Annotated in this window: 12 protein-coding genes, 1 tRNA gene and 2 pseudogenes; 8 read left to right on the plus strand and 7 right to left on the minus strand. The window is 66.0% G+C overall.

The features are described 5' to 3' along the window. Nucleotides 1-28 precede the first annotated feature (28 nt). A complete protein-coding gene (locus AB0L45_RS18730; protein ID WP_365841158.1) occupies nucleotides 29-1,144 on the minus strand; it encodes a M24 family metallopeptidase in 1,116 nt (371 codons plus the stop codon). Between the two features lie 209 nt (nucleotides 1,145-1,353). Here AB0L45_RS18730 and AB0L45_RS18735 point away from each other — a divergent pair, with 209 nt between their 5' ends. From AB0L45_RS18735 to AB0L45_RS18760, 6 genes and pseudogenes are all read left to right on the plus strand, one after another. Then, the gene (locus AB0L45_RS18735; protein ID WP_365841160.1) at nucleotides 1,354-2,226 is read left to right on the plus strand and encodes an AraC family transcriptional regulator; all 873 of its coding nucleotides are present in this window, start codon (nucleotides 1,354-1,356) and stop codon (nucleotides 2,224-2,226) included. 224 nt (nucleotides 2,227-2,450) lie between these two features. Then, nucleotides 2,451-3,668 (plus strand): amidohydrolase family protein, encoded by a 1,218-nt coding sequence (locus tag AB0L45_RS18740; protein WP_365841367.1) that lies wholly within the window; start codon nucleotides 2,451-2,453, stop codon nucleotides 3,666-3,668. A gap of 1,198 nt (nucleotides 3,669-4,866) precedes the next feature. Beyond that, nucleotides 4,867-6,456: an alpha/beta hydrolase gene (locus AB0L45_RS18745; protein WP_365841161.1), complete on the plus strand. Its 1,590-nt coding sequence runs from the start codon at nucleotides 4,867-4,869 to the stop codon at nucleotides 6,454-6,456. A gap of 195 nt (nucleotides 6,457-6,651) precedes the next feature. Beyond that, nucleotides 6,652-7,017, plus strand: coding sequence for a hypothetical protein (locus tag AB0L45_RS18750; RefSeq protein ID WP_365841163.1), 366 nt, complete (start codon nucleotides 6,652-6,654; stop codon nucleotides 7,015-7,017). A 260-nt stretch (nucleotides 7,018-7,277) separates the two neighbouring features. Then, nucleotides 7,278-7,543, plus strand: a pseudogene (locus AB0L45_RS18755) (GntR family transcriptional regulator); the annotation flags it as partial. 91 nt (nucleotides 7,544-7,634) lie between these two features. Continuing rightward, complete coding sequence (locus AB0L45_RS18760) at nucleotides 7,635-8,510, plus strand: FkbM family methyltransferase (RefSeq protein ID WP_365841369.1); 876 nt, start codon at nucleotides 7,635-7,637, stop codon at nucleotides 8,508-8,510. A gap of 75 nt (nucleotides 8,511-8,585) precedes the next feature. On the opposite strand, the gene AB0L45_RS18765 is transcribed toward AB0L45_RS18760, so the two are convergent. The 5 genes from AB0L45_RS18765 to AB0L45_RS18785 form a co-directional block, all read right to left on the minus strand. Then, a complete protein-coding gene (locus AB0L45_RS18765; protein ID WP_365841164.1) occupies nucleotides 8,586-9,311 on the minus strand; it encodes a hypothetical protein in 726 nt (241 codons plus the stop codon). Nucleotides 9,312-9,982: 671 nt separating this feature from the next. Further along, nucleotides 9,983-11,200, minus strand: coding sequence for a putative T7SS-secreted protein (locus AB0L45_RS18770; RefSeq protein WP_365841166.1), 1,218 nt, complete (start codon nucleotides 11,198-11,200; stop codon nucleotides 9,983-9,985). A 17-nt stretch (nucleotides 11,201-11,217) separates the two neighbouring features. Further along, nucleotides 11,218-11,577: a hypothetical protein gene (locus AB0L45_RS18775; protein WP_365841168.1), complete on the minus strand. Its 360-nt coding sequence runs from the start codon at nucleotides 11,575-11,577 to the stop codon at nucleotides 11,218-11,220. A gap of 281 nt (nucleotides 11,578-11,858) precedes the next feature. Further along, nucleotides 11,859-12,617: a glycosyltransferase family 2 protein gene (locus AB0L45_RS18780; RefSeq protein WP_365841170.1), complete on the minus strand. Its 759-nt coding sequence runs from the start codon at nucleotides 12,615-12,617 to the stop codon at nucleotides 11,859-11,861. A gap of 2 nt (nucleotides 12,618-12,619) precedes the next feature. Then, on the minus strand, nucleotides 12,620-13,408 hold the full coding sequence (locus tag AB0L45_RS18785) for a GntR family transcriptional regulator (RefSeq protein ID WP_365841172.1): 789 nt from the start codon (nucleotides 13,406-13,408) through the stop codon (nucleotides 12,620-12,622). Nucleotides 13,409-14,372: 964 nt separating this feature from the next. On the opposite strand from AB0L45_RS18785, the pseudogene AB0L45_RS18790 reads away from it, so the two are divergent. Then, a pseudogene (locus AB0L45_RS18790) lies at nucleotides 14,373-14,608 on the plus strand (hypothetical protein); the annotation flags it as partial. A gap of 101 nt (nucleotides 14,609-14,709) precedes the next feature. Here the strand turns inward: AB0L45_RS18790 and AB0L45_RS18795 are convergent. Beyond that, nucleotides 14,710-14,783 (minus strand) — tRNA-Thr (locus AB0L45_RS18795). 176 nt (nucleotides 14,784-14,959) lie between these two features. On the opposite strand from AB0L45_RS18795, the gene ugpC reads away from it, so the two are divergent. Further along, entirely contained in the window at nucleotides 14,960-16,096 is a 1,137-nt protein-coding gene (gene ugpC, locus AB0L45_RS18800) for a sn-glycerol-3-phosphate ABC transporter ATP-binding protein UgpC (protein WP_365841174.1), read from the plus strand. Nucleotides 16,097-16,390: the final 294 nt, after the last annotated feature.

Raw genomic sequence — 16,390 nt, forward strand, 5'->3', positions numbered from 1 at the left:
CCCCTCCCCCCTCACCCCTCCCCCGTGCTCACTCCACCACCCCCACCCCCCGATCACTCCCGTTCAACCACCGTCCGCCCGTCTCCGTACACGTCACCACGTCCCCCACCCGCACACCGAAGCGCCCAGGAAGGTAGATCCCCGGCTCGATCGTGAAACACATCCCCGGGACCAGCGGCAATTGCTCGCCCTCCACCAGGTACGGCGGCTCGTGCGGGAGGACACCGATCCCTCGGCCCGTACGGTGAGTGAAGTACTCCCCGTAACCCGCCGCCTTGATGACGCGCCGGGCCGCCCGGTCGATGTCCTGGCAGGCCGCTCCCGGGCGTACCGCCTCGAAAGCAGCCTGCTGGGCCTCCCGTACGACACCGTGCACCTTGCGTTCCTCGGCCGACGGCGGCCCTACGTGTACGGTCCGGCCGGTGTTCGAGCCGTACCCGCCCTTCAGGCCGGCGAAGTCGAGCACCACCATGTCGCCGCTGTCGATGACCCGTTCGCCCGCCTCGTGCTGCGGGTCGGCGCCGTTGGGGCCCGAACCGACCACGGCGAAGGCGATCACCTCGTGACCGTACTCAGTCATCAACGCCGTGATGTCGGGCGCGACTTCGCGCTCCCGACGCCCGGCGAAGCGCAGGCCGAGGACCGCCTCGTACACGGCGTCCGAGGCGGCCGCGGCAGCCTCCAGCTGCTCCACCTCGAAGGCGTCCTTGACCGTACGCAGCATCGGCAGCGCCTCCATCACCGTGATGTACGAGGTCTCCGGCGCGGCACGCTGCAAGGCCAGCAGATCACGCGCCCACGTCATGTCCGACACGCCGTAACGGCCTCTGCCGCCCGTCCACTTGGCGATCAGACCGTACGGATCCACGCCCGCCGCCCAAGCGGTCACCGCCAGCGCGGCCGCCCCCGTGGCCCGCTCGGCCACGGCCTTCTCCTCCGCCGGTACGAGCAAGCGCGGCTGCCCCTCTACAGGGACGAGCAGCGCGGTCACCAGCCCCCTGAAGCGCGCCGGCGTATATCCGCACAGCCACACCATCAGCGGCCCCGGCGTAACGATCACTCCCGCCAGACCAGCGTCCTCCGCGGCGCGAGCCGTTCGCGTCATCCGCCGCTCATGGTCCTCGGCACTCATCGAAGTCACCATGCCGAGAACCTACGCTGCTCCGCGCGAACGCCACCCCACCTATCACGCCACGAAAATTCCGGCCCCTCTCATCGCCTGCTCTCACCGCCTACTCTCACCGCCCCCACTCCACCCCGCCCGGCCGAACCGGGCACAGTGCGTCGGGCTCGATACCATGCAACCCTGCGACCTTCCCGCCGTCATAAACGTGGGCGGGGAAGGAGACCGCATTGCTGGAGCATCTGAACAAAGCCCTGGACCATATCGAGGCGCACATCTGCCAACGGATCGATGCGGCCGAACTGGCGAGAATCGCCATGACCTCGGAATACCACTTCCGCCGCATGTTCTCCGCGCTCGCCGGGATGTCACTGTCGGAATACATCCGCCGGCGCCGTCTCACGGTCGCGGGCGCCGAGGTGCTCGCCGGCGACCGGACACTGCTGGACATCGCCGTGCGGTACGGCTACGGCTCGGGCGAAGCGTTCGCGCGCGCCTTCCGGGCCGTACACGGCGTGGGCCCGGGCGAAGCCCGACGCGAAGGCTCGACGCTGCACTCCCAGCCCCGGATGTCCTTCCGCCTCATCGTCGAAGGGAGCAGCAGCATGCGGTACCGGGTCGTGGAGAAGGAGAGGTTCCACGTCGTAGGCAAGAAGGCGCGGGTGCCACTCGTCCACCAAGGGCCGAACCCGGCAATCGCAGAGTTCATCCGGAACATTCCCCCGGAGACCATACGACGCATCACCGCCCTCTCCGACCAGCATCCGAAGGGAATCGTCGCCGTCTGCGACGACCTGGACCCGAGCAGAGCAGAGGGCACCGAACTTGATTACTACCACGGCGTGGTGACCCACTCGGATACCCCGCCCGACCTGGACGCACTGATCGTCCCACCAGGCACTTGGGCAGTCTTCGAAAACACCGGTCCGTTCCCAGAGGCCCTGCAATCCCTCTGGCGCGACATATTCACCCAATGGTTCCCCTCCACTCCCTACCGCAGCAGACCGGGCCCCGAAATCCTCCGCACCCACCTCTCGCAGGACACGACACAGGCCGAAGCGGAACTATGGATTCCGGTGGAACGGGTGACGATTACCGACTGACAGTCCCTTCGGTGGGGCGGTAGGCCGGCTCATGCCAGCTCCCCTGCCGACCGCGGGGTGGCACCCAGGCCGTCGTCGGAGTCGTCTGCTGGGCAACACCTTGTTGCTCACGCAAGCCGTCTATACCCTCGACCTGACGGGTCGTCAGGTACGTCGCCGACGCGGCGACCGCTGAGAGGGGCGTCATGACTGGCCAGACGAACGGCATGAACGGTACGAACGGCATGAACGGCACCGCTGACACCATTGACCTCCCTCGTGTGATCAGCGTTGACGACCACGTGATCGAACCGGCGCACCTCTTCGAGACCTGGCTGCCCACGAAGTACCGCGAACTCGGGCCGAAACCGTTCACCGCCGGGATCGGCGAGCTGGCGTACGTCGGCGGCAAGTACAAGTTCACGACCGATCCGGCCGGCCAGCTGACGGACTGGTGGCGGTACGAGGGAGATCTCTTCCCGTACAAGCGGATCATCGCGGCCGTCGGATTCTCCCGGGATGAGATGACGCTCGACGGCATCACCCGCGAGGACATGCGGCGTGGCTGCTGGGATCCGAAAGCGCGGATCGCGGACATGGACCTCAACCACGTCGAAGCGTCACTCTGCTTCCCGACCTTCCCCCGATTCTGCGGGCAGACCTTCGCCGAGGCCCAGGACAAGGACGTCGGGCTGGCGTGCGTCCGCGCCTACAACGACTGGATGGTGGAGGAGTGGTGCGGGGACAGCGGCGGTCGGTTGATTCCCCTCTGCCTGATTCCGCTGTGGGACGTCGAACTGGCGGTGCGGGAAATTCGGCGTAACGCTGCCCGAGGGGTACGCGCCGTGACCTTCAGCGAGATCCCGACCTACCTGGGGCTGCCGAGCATCCACTCGGGATACTGGGATCCGTTCTTCGCCGAGTGCGAGGCGACGGGGACCGTGGTGTGCATGCACATCGGTTCGTCGTCGCAGATGCCGGCCGCCTCACCGGACGCTCCCCCGGCCGTGCAGGCGTCGCTGTCCTTCAACAACGCCATGGCGTCGATGATGGATTTTCTCTTCAGTGGCGTCCTGGTGAAGTTCCCTCGGCTGAAGCTGGCGTACGCGGAAGGACAGATGGGCTGGATTCCGTACGCCCTGGAGCGCGCCGACGATGTGTGGGAGGAGCACCGCGCCTGGGGCGGCGTACGCGACCTGATCCCCGAGCCGCCCTCCACGTACTACTACCGGCAGATCTTCTGCTGCTTCTTCCGCGACAAGCACGGCGTCGCGTCCATCGAGACGGTTGGCGTCGACAATGCCACCTTCGAGACCGATTACCCGCACGTCGACTCCACCTGGCCGCACACCAAGGAGGTGGCCGCGGAGCACGTCGCCGGCCTGCCTCCGGACGTGACGTACAAGATTCTCCGGGGGAACGCGATCCGCATGCTCGACCTGGACCTCGACAACGCTGGGTGAGCATTGAGCGTGCTACCCCTCTCGCTCAGGCCGATGCCGACGAGGTGTGTGGCTGAACGGTGCCGAGCAGTTCTGGAGACAAAACCCGACCTGCTGCTGATAACCGCTACCGGTAACCGTGGCTCGTCCTGACCTCCGCCAGGCCCGGGGCTCCGGGGCTCCGGGGCTCCGGGGCCCAAGAATTGCTTGCCTTCGAACAGGCCGAGGCGACTTCCCCAAGGCTGCGGTCCGGGAGACAGCCCAGACCTGACCAAGCGTGGCCCTGAAGACTGGTCGCCCCTGGCAGCCATCCCGCATGTCTCTGAGCGCCACCCGCTCGACGGGGAAGAGAACTTCAGGCGCTTTCTCCTTCTGGGGCACGCCGTTCGCCAATGACGTCCGTCACGTTTGCCTGGGGCCGAAAGTCGCCTTGTTGGCAGGTCCGAGGGCTTCGGATCTGCCGCACAAGGGAGGAGCGGTGGGGCGATTGGTAGCGTGATCTTACGTTGAGTCACTGGGGAGGGGACACGCGATGTCAGACCAATTGTCGGTCGAACCTGATGTGCTACGCGCTTCGGGGCGCGCTCAAGAAGGCATAGCTAACGATGTCAAGAAGCCATGCGGTACTGCCATCAGCGATACCAGCGCAGCTGCCGGAGCCGTCGAGGGCTGGTCCGTCGCATCGGCCCTGCACATGATCAGCGAGACCTGGAAGCCCGCTCTCGACGGGTTGCGTGAACGTCTGCTGTGGGGGTCAGGCAATCTCGCCGACACGGCTGACAAGCATGAGTGGAACGAAGACATGGTCAACCAGGACTTCGAAGACTTCGACGGTGACATGTCGGACGTAATCATGTCGGCCCCCGCCTCAGGAGGCCCTTCCGGTGCCGCCGGCCACACCTTCGGCCCGCACTCGCCGGGCCGAAGTCTCCCCGACCCGAGCAGTCCCCTAGTTGACGAGTTGCCTCGCTTGGGAACGGCGGGAAAGGACACTCTTCCCCCCGTCTTCGCGGAACCGGGGCGCCCGAGCGGTGTCGACTCTGCCCAAGCTCGAACCGCCGAGTACCAGCCGCCGCCGGCCGGCTCGGCCTTGCCCAGCGCGGACGACATGCGGCACGCCAAGCCCGCGATGCCCACCTACCGGCCAGGCGGCGTATTCGCGGAGCCGGGACACGCCGACACCCCAACTCCTGCCCGACACAACCCCTTTGGATAGGCCTTGGCTTCCGATTACGCACGTCTGCTGAAGCAAGATTTCTCCGACATGAAGGCGGCAGCCAAGGCTTGGCAAGCAGTGTCCCGCGAGATGGACACCGCATTCGATCACCATCGGACAAGGGTTACCGGCCCGCTGCACTCGGCCTGGCAGGGAAAGGACGGAACGGCTGCTCTGACCTTTCTCGAAGACATCGAGACCCGCATCAACGTGGTCCGCGTCGAGGCGATGACCATATCCAAAGCGATCGACACGGTTCGGTTCCGTATGGAGCAGGCCCAGACGGACTTGCGTAATGCTGTACGCAGCGCTGAAGCGGAGGGATTCATCGTCAACGACTCCGGCGGCGTGGCAGAAGCGGCATGTGAAGTGAACCCGGATGCTGAGGCCAGGGCCAAGCTGGAGCGGATGAAGCGTTTCCAGGAGGAAATCAATGGCGCTTTGACAGACGCACAAAAGGCCAGCGATGACGGGCAGAAGGCACTGTCCGAGCTGCGCGGCGAAATCCTTGACCGCAAAAACAAGGGCATGGCGTCCGAAAGCCGTGCCGATGCGCAAGAAGCCATGAAGGACCTGGGAATCAAGGACCCGCAGATCCCCAAGGACCCAAAAGAGGCCGCGGCATGGTGGAAGGGGCTCGACGAGGCGTCGCGTCAGGAGTACATCGATTTGTACCCAAAACAAATAGGGAAGGCTAACGGCCTTCCGAGCGACGTTCGAGATGACGCGAATCGGCTCGCCCTTGAGCAGGACCTCGGTATGGCAACCGCCAGCGATCAGGCCGTTCCGGGCATACCGGAGTACAAGCACAACCTGCAGACCCTCAAGGAAGAACTCGACAGGAATGACGGCGCCAAGGGCAACAAGCAGCTGTATCTGCTCGACTTCGAAGGAGCCGATGACGGGAAAGCCGTAATCGCTATGGGGAATCCGGATACGGCTGATAATGTCGGCGTACAGGTTCCCGGCACCGCTACGACGATGGACTCCACCAGGGGCCAGTTGGCACGCATAGGAAAGCTTCAGGATTCGGCCCAGAGCGCCGACCACTCGGCGGAGACGTCGATGATCTATTGGCTAGGGTACGACGCCCCGGAAGTCCCTCTCGCGGAAGCTCCCAACTTGGGCGTCGCCGGCACAGGGCGTGCGGACGAGGCAGCTCCCCACTTGCGAGATTTCACGCACGGCCTGCGCGCATCACACGAAGGCCCGGAGCGGGCGAATCTGACGGTTCTCGGGCACAGCTACGGGTCCTCTGTCGTGGGAGACGCTGACGCGGGTGGTGACGGGCTTGATGCAGACCGCATTTCGGTCGTCGGCAGCCCGGGAGTAACCGTCGGCAACGCATCCGACTTGCACGTCGGCGCCGATAACTTCTACACAGGACTCGCCGACGACGACCGTATCAGTTGGGCGCAAAACCTCACGCTTGGCCCCGACCCCAACCAATACGGGTTCGGTGGCACGCGCTTCGCCACCGACACTAGTGGGCATAGCGGGTACTGGGACGAAGGAAGCCAGAGCCTAGCCAATCAAGGAGCGATCATCGCTGGCCTCACTCCAACAAAGACGCTCCCCAACCCCTTGTGGTGACCAAATAATGCAATGCGAGGTTCCATTGTGAGGCTTACATCACCTCGGCACAGGTTTCGCCTGCTTGCATTGGTAGCTTTGATCACTTTCCTGACTGGAGCTTGCATGACTCAAGCACAAGACGATCCCAATCGGCCACTGCCCCGAAAAAGCCGGGAGGACTCTACGGCGTGGGCCAAACAGTATGTCGCGACGATGGCGCACTACGCCGGGGTGACGCTGGACGCTGCCACTGCCCCTCAAGTCAACTTCCAGGACTGCGTCGGCCGTAACGATGAGGTGGCGGATGACGGACGCTACACGTTGAAGTACACCGCATACGCGAATATTCCGCTAGCAGACCACGCAAAGGTTGTCGGAAACCTCCGCGCAGCACTGGAAAAACACGGAGAAGTGAGGATCACTGCATACGAGGAGAAGCCTCGGGTTATTCTCTACGGCCATCATCCTGAAGAGAAGTTCGACATCATCGCTGACAGCGTGAAACCCCCCAACACCCTACGCCTGTCTGTCGGTACACCCTGTTTCCTCCCCCCGGGGGCGAAGCAGCAGAGGTTCTGAGAAACCGCCTGTACCTGCGCCTGAAACGAAGCGATGCTGTGAAGCTGGAAGGGTGCCGAGGTAAGGCGCTTCGAGGGTCAGGAGTGCTTACGGCAAGCTGGACCAGATATTCGTGATAGGGCCGTACCGGCTGTTTTCGGTACGGCCCCTGTAGAAAATGCAAACAGCCGCGTCCCTCCCTGTACGGGGCGCGGCGAACCCGGTCGTTCGCGTACTCGATCTTTTGGCCCGCTGCTCGTACGACATTGCCCCGCCCATGGCGCCTCGGTATCGCCGAGGGGGATCTGTGCGTCCGGTCGGTGTACGGGCTCCTGGCCGACGGGAAGCCGGTACGCCTGTCGACCAGCTGGGAGCCGTACGGCATCACCGAGGGCACGATCGTGGTGCTCAGAAGAGCGCGCTGGACACGCACATCCGGCGTACGTGTATCTCGGAGGGCGGTCGGCCCGTCGAGACGGCGGTCATCGTCGTGCCGGACGCGTACTGCGAGATCATCTACGAGGTCCCCATCGAGCGCCGTACGTAAGGTGATCCACACGGCCGCCGGCTCAACTTCTTCGGGGACTCAGGTGACTTCTCTCCTCACGCACTTCAAGCTCGACCTCTCCCGCTGGTACGTGCGCTACGCCCCCGGCACGCTCGGCAAGGCCCGCATCGTGGAGTCCTACCTGAACGCCGGTCTGCGCGACCATCCGCGAATCCGCCGGGCCCGTACGCGCTTCGGCGCGCCGTTCGTCACCGACACCCAGGACCTGATCCAGCGGTACATCTACCTCTTCGGGGTCTGGGAGCCGCACCTGACGCGATGGCTGGAGCGCCGGCTCCGGCCTGGCGACGTCTTCGTGGATGTGGGCGCGAACATCGGTTACTACAGTCTGCTCGCCTCGCGGCTGGTCGGAAAGGGCGGGACTGTGGTTGCTCTGGAGGCTTCCCCCGACTTCCACCGCGTGCTGCTCAAGCAGGCGGCGATCAACAGGTGCGGAAACGTTCGCGCGGTGAACACCGCGATCTCTGACCGGGTCGAGATGCTCACCTTCATCCTCGCGAGCTCCCACAACATGGGGGCCAACAGCATCGTGCCGTATGCCGGTGAGGCCGAGTCCACCTTCGAAGTAGCGGCTCAGCCGCTGTCGGACGTCCTCAGCCCTGATGAGATCGCGAGAGCGCGGGTGATCAAGGTCGATGTGGAGGGGGCTGAAGGCTCCGTTGTACGGGGGCTGGTCCCGCTGCTCGACCAGCTTCGGCCCGACGCGGAGCTGGCCATTGAGGTGACGCCGCAGCGGATGGCCGAACTTGGGGATTCGGCTGAGGAGCTGTTGGGCGCGCTACGGGCGAACGGGTTCCACATGTATCGCCTTCAGAACGACTACACCGCCAGCCGTTACCCGGCAGCCTTGCGACGCGCATCAGCGGTCCCGATCCGGTGGCGGGAGCCGATCACCGAGGAGAGCGAGCTGCTGTTCTCCCGCGTTGACGCTGAATACCTGCCGTAGGCCCCGCCCGGGGGGGTGCGGTGCAGTAATCGCGCCGGTACACCCACACGTCAGCTGCTCGCCCCTCCCCAGGAATCAGCCGAACGGCGTCGCGCGTGCCTTGCCATCAGCGTGGATCCGGCCGGGCGAAAGCCTTGCTGGGGAGCCCACAGGCGTCCTCGGTGAGGTGGGCTGAGGACTTGCCTCAGGCAATGTGTGGTCCGGCTCGTCGAACGTCACGCTGTTCAGCAGTGCCACGATGTCGGAGCAGTACGCGTCCCAATGGCCCTCGCACGGCGTCGTGAGGTTGAAGGAGACGAGACACTGCTCCTGGCCCTCCACCCCCTCTGGCACCGGCAGGTACACCTGTATTTCTGCCATCCGCAAGCCCAGCTCTTCCCCCGATGCGGAGGTTTCAGCGGGGATGTGGAAGCCGTTCACGCCTGTCAGCACCGCGGCAGGCCCGACCTGCGTATCGAATACCGTTCCGGCCCAGGAATCTCCCCGCGCGGCGACCAGAGCGCGCACCATGCCGTCCGCCGCGATTGCCGCATCCCCGAAGGCGAAGGGTGTCACCGTGACAAGCAAGGTGCCGAGGGACAGTTCACCTTCGTAGGCGCGCAGGCAGGTTCCGGCGTACAGCGTCCCGGACTCTTCGAGTGCCTGCGACACTTTCTGCAGGTTGCTCACAAGGTTCTCGTAGGCTACGGGCCTCTCTTCGAGAGCTTCCCGTGATACGCGTGTGAACAGTTCCTGTCGCGCTTCTTCGACAGTCATCCCTATGGGAATTTCCGTGAAGCCCGCAGATGCGATGAATTCCAACTCTAGTTTCCCATCTGGTCGTGGTGCGGCCCTGCGGGAGGGGGAGGAGGGGAAGGGGGCGAGACAGGGAACTGGGCTGCCTGCTGACGGCGGTAACGCTCAAGCAGCCGCTGGTTCTCTTGATGCCGGCGCCTCGTGTACCGCGGGCCGAGGGTGGCTGCGGCCAGGCACAGAAAGCCGACGAGGCAGGAGCCCACTGCGGCTGGCGCTGTCTCGCGTACGGCCCACGCCAGCGCGAAGAATGCTGCGGCGAAGAGGCAGCTCACGCTGATGAGCTGTGCCGGGTGCCACCCCTCATAGGCTTTGACCTGCCGCTGCGCACGCGCAGCGCGCTCCGGGTGGATCAGCGGCGGGTCGATGGCCGCGGACGGACCGTGGGGTGCAGCTCCTGGCCAAGGCTGAGCGACGGCGCTCCACGAGCCGGTCGCCTGCACGCGCGCCAGGGTCGCCTGGGCGCGTTGCCGGGCCACCGGGCTGTCGTCGCGGGTGAAGAGCAAACGGCGCTGCCCCCGTCCGTGAGGTTCATCCGCACTGAGCACGTACCCCAGCTCCGCGCCGATCCGGGTAACCCGGTCAGCACGCATCGCCCCGAACCCGGTGAAGACGACTTCGACAGTCGGGCGTCCGTCGAACCGTGCTGCTACCGCCGCCTCATCCTTCATGCTCTTCGCTCACCCGCCGTCAGTGGTTTCCTGGTCTTTCGCGCTGCCCTTCTTCCACGCGTTCTCCACAGCAACCAGAAGAGGGCCGCCGCCGGGAATTCCCATCTCCACGGCCTGACGGCGGTTCGTCGGCTTGAAGTTCTCGAATACGGACGGGTCACCGAACAGTCCGGCCCAGGAGTCGACCAGTCCGAAGTTGGAGGCTGCGTCCGCCGCACGGCTCTTGAAGATCGCGGTGCCCAGCTTTCCTCCGACGCGAACGGCGCCACCGAACGGGATCGTGCCGAGCGCGTCCTGCGCCAGCGTCCGGTTCGACACGACGTCTTCGCCGCCCGCCATACGAGCGGTGCCGTGCAGCACGAGCGCCCCTGCCGCGAAACCGGACGATGTGACCTCCAGGCCGGCGGCCAGCGGCCCTAGGACGATCTCCGAGGGAGGGAAGACGAGGCCGAGAGCAGCGATGCCCACCCCGGCAGCGCCGAGTATGGCGCTGACCGTCGACAGGACATCGCCGACAGCAGCGATGGCGTTGGCGTGATTCTTCACCCAGTCCCAGGCTTGATGTGCCAGGAGGGAGTTGGCCTCGGCCAGTGACTTGATGGCGTCGCCGATTCGATCCAGCCACCCTGGTTCGTCGGGAGCTTCTTCCGAGGCTTTGCGTACGGCCTCGGCGATCTTCTCCGCTGCCTCGTCATGCTGATGCTTGAGGCGTTTCGCATCCTCGATCAGAGTGTTGAGGGCGTTCCTGGCAGCGTCAAGCTCTTTCACTGCCCGGTTCAACCGCTGCTCGGCGCTGTGCAGCTCTTCATCGGTGTCGAATGTCTGCCCCGCCAGTCCCAGGTTCGGATTCCCCTCCGCGTCCCGCACGCGGGAGCGGGCGGTTACCGCGCGAGCCTCCAGGTCTGCCGACCGGGACTTCATGCTGCTCAGCTTCGCGGACCACTCATTCAGCTGGAAACCACAGTCATAGAAGCTTTGCGTCGCAGAGTCGACCAGCTTCGGCAGTTCCTTCACCTGTGCGGAGAACGCGTCTGCGGCAACGCCCTTCCACGCATCTCCCCCGCGGGTTATGGAGTTCAGGGTCTGCCACACCGAACTCAGGTTTCGGTGCGCCTCGAACGACTGATCCGCGAGTGCTCGCACCGCCGAGAGACTGCCAGGGGTCGGATCGAACCCGATGCCCGGGTACCCCGCAGCCTCGGAAGGTATCTTCCCGCCGCCACTCATGAGCCCTCCCTACCCGCCTACCCGAAGACTCGGGATGTGGCACCGGATGTCGATTGCGGCGACGAGGAACCGGCGGAAGCCCCCTCAAGGCCCTTGGCGAACGCTTGCTGAATTCCCGTCTCGCAGGCCCGGTACGATTCCGCAGTGGCATCCACCGAGCCGCGTATGGAGTTCGCCAGTCCGGCGATCTGCCCGATTCCGTATTTCCACTTCGACTGAAAGTCCGAGCAGGCAGAATCCAGGGAGTCGTGTCCCAGCTGCCCTGCGGTGGCTTGGTCCATCTTGCGCGTTACGGTCCGCATCCCGGTGACGCTCTCGTCGAGCTTTTGCGAGATGGAGCCGAGTTCGTGTACATCGACTTTGAAAGTCCCCGGCAAGAGAGCCCTCCCCCTTACTCCTGCGCCTGTCTGCCGTACAGGCAGAGCAGCCTAACAGCGCCAAGATCCCGGCGCGGTGGGGAGGACCAACCAATACCACGCCTTAACGGAGGTAGTGACGCAGCTGAGGCCGTGGAGCAGCAATCCAGTCTCGTTCCGAGCAACGTTAAAGCGCCACCGCGACATGGGATTGTCGTGTCGGATTCCGGACACGGGGGGCTGGATAGCGAAGAGCGGCTGTGGGGGCACTCGGCACCCCCACAGCCGCTCTCACGTCGTGACTACGCGGCTCCGTACCGCCAATCATTCATCGCCGCCAGAACCCGAGCGCGCGCCTCCACCACCGCGAACCGCGCCTCCCGCTCCCCCTCATGAACGTGAGCCGCCTGGTTCGTCGCCTGTCCAGGCCACTTGCGGTACAGCAGCCCCGTCTCGGCGGAGAAGTGACCGCGGCTGACCGCGCTCAGGGCCATCAGCAGGCCCGTGTCCTCGCTCGCCGGCAGGGCCATCCAGCCGCCCAGGGCCAGGAGCAGGTCGCGGCGCATGAAGAGGGTCGCCGGGTGGACCTGGGCGCGGTAGTTGTGGGCCTTCCAGTGCTGGAGGACGGTGCCGCGTTCGATCGGGCCCTCGGGCGGGTCCTGGTCGAAGCCGACGGTGGAGCCGTCGGGGAGGAGGTCCAGCACGCGGGACGTGGCCCAGCCGAGCGTCGAGTCGGCGGTGAGGGCCTGGAGGTCGCGTGCCAGGGCGCCCGGGGTCAGCATGTCGTCGGCGTCGAGGACCTTGACGTACTCGCCCTCGGCGCGGGACAGGCCCATGGTGCGAGCGATCGCGGCGCGTCCCTGCCGGCCCTGGCCGAAGGAGATGCGCGGGTCGTCGGGCAGGTGGGGCGTTACGGCGTCGGTCTCGCCGTCTTCCTGGATCACCCACTGCCAGTCCCAGCCGTCGGGCAGTCGCTGCTCGGTGAGCGACTTGTAGGCGTCGGCCAGGAACTTGGCGGTCGGCGGGTGGACGGCCGTGATCACCGTGATGAGGTTCGTCATCGTCACCACCGCTCCAGTCGGGTCGTGAACACCAGCTCGGTGCGGTCGCCGGGCATGACCACGTCGGAGACGTCCACCACCCGTCCCTCGGTGTCGATGGAGAACTTGCGGAGCACGATCACGGAGACGCCCTTCTGGAGGCCGAGCTCCCCGGCCTCCTCTGATGTCGGAGGCCGGGCCGTTACCCGCTCGACGATGTGGTCGACCTCGATGCCGATGGTGTGCAGCTGGCTCTGCGTGCCGCCCGGCCAGGGCTCGTTGGCCTCGTCGAGAAGTTCCGGGTTGGCCGCCACCACGTCGTGGACGAGGTGCGAGCAGACGAGGCTGAAGGCCGCGTCTCCGTCGCGGGGGTAGGTGCGGTATACGCGTTCGAGCAGCCGAGTGCCTACGGGGACGGCGAAGGCCGCGGCCAGGTCCTCGTCGGCCTTCGTTTCGCGGTACCGGGCCTTGAAGACGAGATCGGAGGCGGTGAGTCCGGTGTCGTGCTCGGTGGCGCCGGTCTTCTCGCGCTCGTTCTGGGTCGCGCGTGCCCGGTCCTTCTCCCACTGGTGGCGTTCGTTGGTGCGTTCCGCGCGCTGCGGGGGCTTGCGGACGAAGTTGCCGACCCCGTGCCGCTTGTCGATCAGTCCCTCGGCCAGCAGTTCGCCCAGCGCGTCACGTAGCGTCGGGACACTGGTTTTGTACTGTTTCGCGAGTGTCGTCTCCGCCGGGAGACGCTCTCCCGGCCTCAGCTGGCCTGCGCGGATGTGCTGACGCAGCTCGTCGGCGATCCGCTCGTACTTCTTGGCCATCTGGTGCTCACCGTCCCTGATCGTCGGGCGGTTTCAGGGTAAGTCCTCATGAGGAGTTGAGGACAACGGGACTGGGCCGTAAGTCGCTAGCGCTCCTTAAGAGGACTAGCGGACGAGAGGGCCAGAGAGCCCCGGCCAGAGAACCAGAGGTCCTGAGGGCCTGAGGGCCTGTTGTGCCGCTCGCCCACGCCTGTCCGCACCGGCAGAGCTGAGCGAATCCGCGCTGTTCGCGCCACGGACGAGCGGTCGCCGCGGCCAGCCGGCCTTCGCCGGCTCGCGGCTCCGGTGCGGGCTCCTGTCGGGTGAGGCTGTTGCCGTCGGGTCGCTGCTCGCGGGCTGCGCCTGCCGGGTCGGACAGCTGGTGACCCGTTACCTCCTGGTGTTGGGCTTCGGGGCACTGGCCTTCATCTGCGTCAATGTCACCGCGTTCGCCGTCCAGCACCACGTACCGGGTTGTGTGGCTTGGATGTGCTCGCGCGAGCGAGCCGAAGCAGAGGAACGTCACCAGGTCCTCGAAGCGGCCCGCTGCGCGTCGAGGCGGAAGTCGAGGAGACGGCCGTACGCAGGATTCAGGCGCGCTCGCCCAGAGGTACGGGCTCGGCGAGACGTGGGGCGGTGACCGTTTCGTGCGGCCCGCCGACGCCGCGAAGAAGAAGACGGCTTCGAGGAGGCAGTCATCTTCTCGGTCTTCGAAGCCGAGTGTGGCGCGGTCGGAGTGTCCGAAGAACTGTCGGGGTGTCCGAAGAACTGTCGAGGTGTCCGAAGAACTGTCGAGGTGTCCGAAGAACTGTCGAGGTGTCCGAAGAACTGTCGAGGTGTCCGAAGAACTGTCGGGGTGTCCGAAGAACTTCGGGTTCAGCGCGCCCGGCCGTAGAGCCGGTCAGTCGGCGACCCGAGAGGCCGGCAACCCACACATCCCAACCAACACGCCCATCGGCGTGAGCCCGGTGGTCCACCGTCCAACGTGACCAAGGTCCACGGGACGCTGTCACGCGCCTTGAAATCGCCGACCGCCGTGAGCTGATGGGGCGCAACGTCGCCACCCTCGTAGACGGCCGCGATCTTCAGCGGCTCACCCGGCGGCACGGGCGTGCGGCCCCGCACGCGTGCGGAGCGCGTCGGCACCGCTTCGACGTCTGCCTGGTCGACTGCACGCGGCGCAGAAGCTACAAGCGAGGCTGCCCCAAGCCCTGCGCCAGGGACGTACGCGCCCGGCGCCGCCGTCGGATCACGTAGCAGCGGATCACGTAGCAGCAGAAAGCCCCAGGTCACCGGCGGTGACCTGGGGCTTTTCCTCATCGAGCCCCCTGTCGGATTCGAACCGACGACCTACGCTTTACAAGAGCGTTGCTCTGACCAGCTGAGCTAAGGAGGCGTGTCTGGTGCAGTGTACCCAGGCAGGCAGCCTACCTGGCGCCGCTATTTCGTGACCCGCGGGCTACTGACACCGGGCGTCGACGCGGGTAGCGTCACGGGCAGTCCGCAGCAGTGGACTACACCACTCCTTTACTCGGATCGTCCGGCACGTTCCTGCCGGTGAGGGGACACATCATGGCTACGGTCACCTACGACCAGGCAACCCGCATCTACCCGGGTTCCGAGAAGCCCGCCGTCGACAAGTTGGACATCGAGATCGAGGACGGCGAGTTCCTCGTCCTGGTCGGGCCGTCCGGCTGTGGCAAGTCCACGTCGCTGCGGATGCTGGCGGGGCTGGAGGACGTCAATGACGGCGCGATCCGGATCGGGGAGCGGGACGTCACCCACCTGCCGCCCAAGGACCGGGACATCGCCATGGTGTTCCAGAACTACGCGCTGTACCCGCACATGACCGTCGCCGACAACATGGGCTTCGCGCTGAAGATCGCGGGCGTCAACAAGGCGGAGATCCGGCAGAAGGTCGAGGACGCGGCGAAGATCCTGGACCTGACCGAGTACCTGGGGCGCAAGCCCAAGGCGCTCTCGGGTGGTCAGCGCCAGCGGGTGGCCATGGGCCGCGCCATCGTGCGGGAGCCGCAGGTGTTCCTCATGGATGAGCCGCTGTCCAACCTGGACGCGAAGCTGCGCGTGCAGACGCGTACGCAGATCGCCGGCCTGCAGCGCCGCCTCGGGATCACGACGGTCTACGTCACGCACGACCAGGTCGAGGCCATGACGATGGGTGACCGGGTCGCCGTCCTCAAGGACGGACTCCTCCAGCAGGTCGACTCGCCGCGCAACATGTACGACCGGCCCAGCAACCTCTTCGTCGCGGGCTTCATCGGGTCGCCGGCGATGAACCTGGTCGAGGTGCCGATCACGGACGGCGGCGTGAAGTTCGGCAACAGTGTCGTGCCGGTCAGCCGGGAGGCGCTGGCCGCGGCCGCCGACAAGGGCGACCGTACGGTCACGGTCGGCGTCCGGCCCGAGCACTTCGACATCGTCGAGCAGAACGGCGGCGCGGCCAAGTCGCTCTCCAAGGAGGCCGCGGACGCCCCGGCGGGCCTGGCGGTCACCGTCAACGTCGTCGAGGAGCTCGGCGCCGACGGGTACGTGTACGGGTCCGCGGTCGTCGGTGACGAGCACAAGGACCTGGTCGTACGCGTCAACGGCCGCCAGGTGCCGGAGAAGGGCACCGAGCTGCACGTCGTGCCGCGTCCGGGCGAGACCCACGTGTTCTCCACGTCGACGGGTGAGCGGCTCAGCGACTGAGGGCGGTCGGCCGGTGGGCAGCTAGCCAGGTGGCTGGGCGGCCGGGTGACTGGGCGGCCAGGTAGCCGGGTGGCCAAGTAGCTGGGCGGCCAGGTAGCCGGGTGGCTGGACGATCCGGTGATCGAATGTACGGCGCGGCGGTGCCGGTCCTTCGGGGACGGCGCCGCCGCTTCGTGTATGGGTACGGGTGCGCGTACCCATAGGCGTACGGCTCGCGTGTCCGTAGGTGCACGGGTCGCGTGTCCGTAGGCGTACGGGTCGTGTCCGTAGAGCGGCGTCGGCGTCGGCCACCGT

The sequence above is a fragment of the Streptomyces sp. NPDC052496 genome (genome assembly GCF_040679095.1).
GTDB lineage: Bacteria > Actinomycetota > Actinomycetes > Streptomycetales > Streptomycetaceae > Streptomyces.